Below are 4,026 nucleotides of genomic sequence, written 5' to 3'. Positions count from 1 at the left end.
TGGCGTCCTCCGTGTCGCTCACGGACGCCCCCGGCGTCGCGCGCAGGGCCGTCGCCAGGATCGTCCCGTCCGGGGCGACCACCCCGCCGGCGACCTTGGTGCCGCCGATGTCGATGCCCAGCGCGGCCAGTGCGTCGGCCCGCTCCTCGACCCGGTGGGTCACGCGATGTCGATCCGCTGCACCACCGGGGACCCGTCGCCGTGATCGGCGGTCGTGGGGCCGTCGTCCGCTGCCGAGGGAGACGACGGAGCAGCCGCGTCGGACGTGGCGGGGCGGCCCTCCTCGGCGAACTGCCGCAGCGCCGTCGCCGTCGCGGTCAGCAGGTCCGCGAGCGCCGCGCTCACCTCGGGCCGCTCGCCGCGGGCGACGGCCGCCGCCTGGCAGAGCGGGCACCAGCGGCAGTCGCTGCCGTGCCGGTCGTCCTGCGGACCGCCGGGCGGCGTCGCCATCCCCTGCTTGAGCAGGTCGAGCAGCCCACGCGCCTGGTCGATCCAGTCGGTGGCAGGGTTCATGGGGTTCTCTCCTCAGCGGCCAGCAGGTCGGCCGGCCACAGCCGTGGATCGGGTCGGAAGCTCACCTCGAGCGCGGCTCCCGCTGTACCCGGATCGTGCAGCCGGCCACCGGTCACCTCGCAACGGCGCAGCAGGGCATCCAGCCGGACCGACCGGCGCACACCCGCCGCCGTGACGACCAGGTCGTCCTCCCAGCGGATCAGGTCGACGGCGCCGCGCTCGCCGAAGGGCAGCGGCAGCGTGAGCGACCAGCCGCTCTCGCGCCGCTCGGCGCCCGGCACGGGCACGCCGCCGGTCGTCGGCAGCTCCCAGCCCTCGAGAAGTGCTGCGGCGGCGTCGGCGTCGGCCGGTGCGGTGGCACGCTCCGGGATCCGGCGCACCGGGGCGACGGCCTCGAACGCCGTCAGCGCCTCGGTCTGCTCGGCGGCCCGCTTCACCCACCACTGCCCCGGACCGCCACCCGGCAGCACTCGCGAGAGCACGGCGCCCACGCGCAGGCCGTGCAGGCCCAGCGCCGTCGCGGCCGACCGCAGGGCGACCGCGGCCCCGGGGCGCGACGGTGCGACGAGGTGGACGGCGGTGTCCACGGGATCGGCCAGGCGATCGGCGGCCAGGAGTCCCTCGAGCACCGGCACCAGGGCCAGCGCACCGTCGATCGGCCCCTTCGTGGCGGCGCCGTAGGTCACCGCGGCGGTGCGGACCGCGCCGAGCGCACGCAACCCGGGCGGGAGCAGCTGGTCCAACCACCAGCGCAGCGTCGACGGCAGGCCGATCAGCGCCAGGGCGGCGTCCGTCGGGCCGGCGTCGAGCACCACCAGATCGGCCTCGGCGCGCGCCAGCGCGGCCAGCGCGGCGACCTCGGCGGTGCCCGGCACGGGAACGACGGAGCCCGCCGGCGGCAGGGTCAGCTGCGGCAGCACCTCGGCGACGGAGTCAGCGGAGCCGCTCCAGAGCTGCTCGAACGCGGCTCGCGGATCCACGACGGCGACCTCGAGCCCCGGCTCGGCGTCCAGCCCGACGACCGGCGCCTGCCGGGAGAGCAGCAGCGTGCGGCGTCCCGAGCGTGCGGCGCGGACGGCGGCCGCGGCGGCCAGCGTCGACGTACCGGCACCCCCGGGACCGGTGACGAGAAGCGTGCGCACCGGCCGATCAGCCCTCGACGCGCTTCTTGAGCTCCTTGAGAGCCGTGTCGAGGATGACCTTCTCGGCCTTGCGCTTGATCATCCCGAGCATCGGTATGGAGAGGTCGATCGTGATGGCGTAGGTGACCTCGGTGCCGCCGTCGATCTCGGTGAGGGTGTACGAGCCCTCCTGGCGCTTCTGCATCTGGCCCTTGACCAGGTTCCACGAGACCTTGCGGTCGCCGTCCCACGTGTAGTCGAGGACGTAGTCGTCCTTGACCGCCCCGGCATCGAGCACGAAGTGCACGCGGCGGGCGCGACCGTCGGTCCCCGGCTCGACGACCTCGACCTTCTTCGCGGCGGCCACCCACTGCGGATAGGACGGGAAGTCTGCGATGACCGCCATGACCTCAGCCGCAGGCGCATCGATGGTGATCGACTGGGTGGACTGGTCGGCCATGGGCAGCAGGCTAGCCGTTTCACTCCGTTCAGCGAGCCGTCACCCCGGCTCTCTGCTACTCACGGGTAGCCATTACGGCTAGATTTGTCGAAACGTCCCTGGCCGGGGCCGTGGGCGACGGTGCCCCCGGACGGCAGGGAGGAGAGGACCAGGCGTGCGCGAGTTCAGCGTTCCCGCTACCACCGAGGTCGGCCCCGATGAGGCGCTCCCCGACCTGCTGGCCAAGAACGTCGCCGAGGTAGGCGACCAGACCGGGTTCCGCGTCCAGCGGAACGGCCAGTGGCAGGACGTCACCTGGAAGGAGTTCGGCGACCAGGTCGCCGGGGTCGCCAAGGGACTGATCGCCTCCGGCGTCGCCGCCGGCGACCGCGTGGCCCTGCAGGCGAAGACCCGCTACGAGTGGGCGGTCATCGACTTCGCGATCTGGACCGCCGGCGCGGCCACGGTCCCGATCTACGAGACCTCCAGCGCCGACCAGGTCGCCTGGATCCTCTCGGACTCGGGCGCCACGGCGATCATCGTCGAGCGCGACGAGCACGCCGCGGCCGTCGAGTCGGTCCGCGACCAGGCTCCCGACCTGACGTCGGTCCACGTGATCGACGACGGCGCCGTGGACCAGCTCGCCCAGGCCGGCAAGGACGTACCCGACAGCGAGCTGGAGGCGCGCCGCGCGACGCTGCACGCCGACAGCCTCGCCACGCTGATCTACACCAGCGGCACGACCGGCCGGCCCAAGGGCTGCGAGCTGACGCACCGCAACTTCCTGTTCGAGATCGGCAACGGGATGAGCCTGCTCGGCAGGTTCCTCAACGTCGAGGGCTCGATCCTGCTGTTCATCCCGCTGGCGCACGTGCTGGCCCGGGTCATCCACGTCGGCGCGGTCAAGACCCGCACGGTCGTCGGCCACACCCCGGACGTGAAGGACCTCGTGGCCGACCTCGGCGAGTTCAAGCCGACGTTCGTCCTCGCCGTCCCCCGCGTGTTCGAGAAGGTCTTCAACTCGGCGAAGGCCAAGGCCGAGGGCGACGGCAAGGGCAAGATCTTCGACAAGGCCGCCCAGGTCGCCATCGACTGGTCGCGCGCCCAGGACACGGGGGGTCCCGGCCTGGCGCTGCGGGCCCAGCACGCCCTGTTCGACAAGCTGGTCTACGGCAAGCTCCGCGCGGCCCTCGGCGGCCGGTGCCTGGGTGCCATCTCCGGCGGCGCACCCCTGGGTGACCGGCTCGGCCACTTCTTCCGCGGCATCGGCGTCACCGTCTACGAGGGCTACGGCCTGACCGAGACGACGGCGGCCGCCTCGGTGAACCACGACGAGGCGCTGCGCATCGGCACCGTCGGCCGGCCCCTGCCGGGCGTGGACTTCCGCATCGCCGACGACGGCGAGGTGCTCATCCGCGGCGGCATCGTCATGCGCGGCTACTGGAAGAACGAGGACGCCACGAAGGAGGCCATCGACTCCGAGGGCTTCTTCCACACCGGCGACCTCGGCGAGCTCGACAGCGACGGCTTCCTGAAGATCACCGGCCGCAAGAAGGAGATCATCGTGACCGCGGGGGGCAAGAACGTCGCCCCCGCGGTGCTCGAGGACCGGCTGCGGGCACACCGCCTGGTCAGCCAGTGCATCGTCGTCGGCGACCAGCGGCCGTTCATCGCCGCGTTGATCACCCTCGACGAGGAGGCCCTCCCGGGCTGGCTGGAGTCGAGGGGCAAGCCCGCCGACCAGTCCGCCCAGCAGGTCCGCGAGGACCCCGAACTGGTGGCCGAGATCGACGCCGCGGTCAAGGAGGCCAACAAGGCGGTCTCCAACGCCGAGGCCATCAAGAAGTTCACGATCCTCGGCACGGACTTCACCGAGGACAACGGGATGCTGACGCCGAGCCTCAAGCTCAAGCGCTCCGTCGTCATGAAGGAGTTCGACGCCGACGTCGAGGG

Annotated in this window: 4 protein-coding genes; 1 reads left to right on the top strand and 3 read right to left on the bottom strand. The window is 72.6% G+C overall.

All coding sequences use genetic code 11. The annotated features are described in order from the left end of the window. Positions 1-159: 159 nt before the first annotated feature. From E4P40_RS26755 to E4P40_RS26745, 3 genes are read right to left on the bottom strand one after another with little or no spacing between them, the layout of a single operon-like run. Positions 160-513, bottom strand: a complete 354-nt coding sequence (locus tag E4P40_RS26755) for a hypothetical protein (RefSeq protein WP_135161339.1) — start codon at positions 511-513, stop codon at positions 160-162. After that, positions 510-1,655 carry an ArsA-related P-loop ATPase gene (locus tag E4P40_RS26750; protein ID WP_135161338.1) on the bottom strand — a complete coding sequence of 382 codons (1,146 nt, stop codon included), beginning with the start codon at positions 1,653-1,655 and terminating at the stop codon, positions 510-512. The genes E4P40_RS26755 and E4P40_RS26750 overlap by 4 nt, the downstream gene beginning before the upstream one ends. 7 nt (positions 1,656-1,662) lie before the next feature. Continuing rightward, positions 1,663-2,094 (bottom strand): SRPBCC family protein, encoded by a 432-nt coding sequence (locus E4P40_RS26745; RefSeq protein WP_135161337.1) that lies wholly within the window; start codon positions 2,092-2,094, stop codon positions 1,663-1,665. Between the two features lie 154 nt (positions 2,095-2,248). Here E4P40_RS26745 and E4P40_RS26740 point away from each other — a divergent pair. Beyond that, positions 2,249-4,026: long-chain fatty acid--CoA ligase (locus E4P40_RS26740; protein ID WP_135161336.1), on the top strand; the 1,778-nt coding region annotated here is incomplete at its 3' end.

It is taken from the genome of Blastococcus sp. CT_GayMR20, from assembly GCF_004570345.1.
Note: the sequence above shows the minus strand (reverse complement) of the source record. Positions and strands in the feature narration are given on the sequence as shown.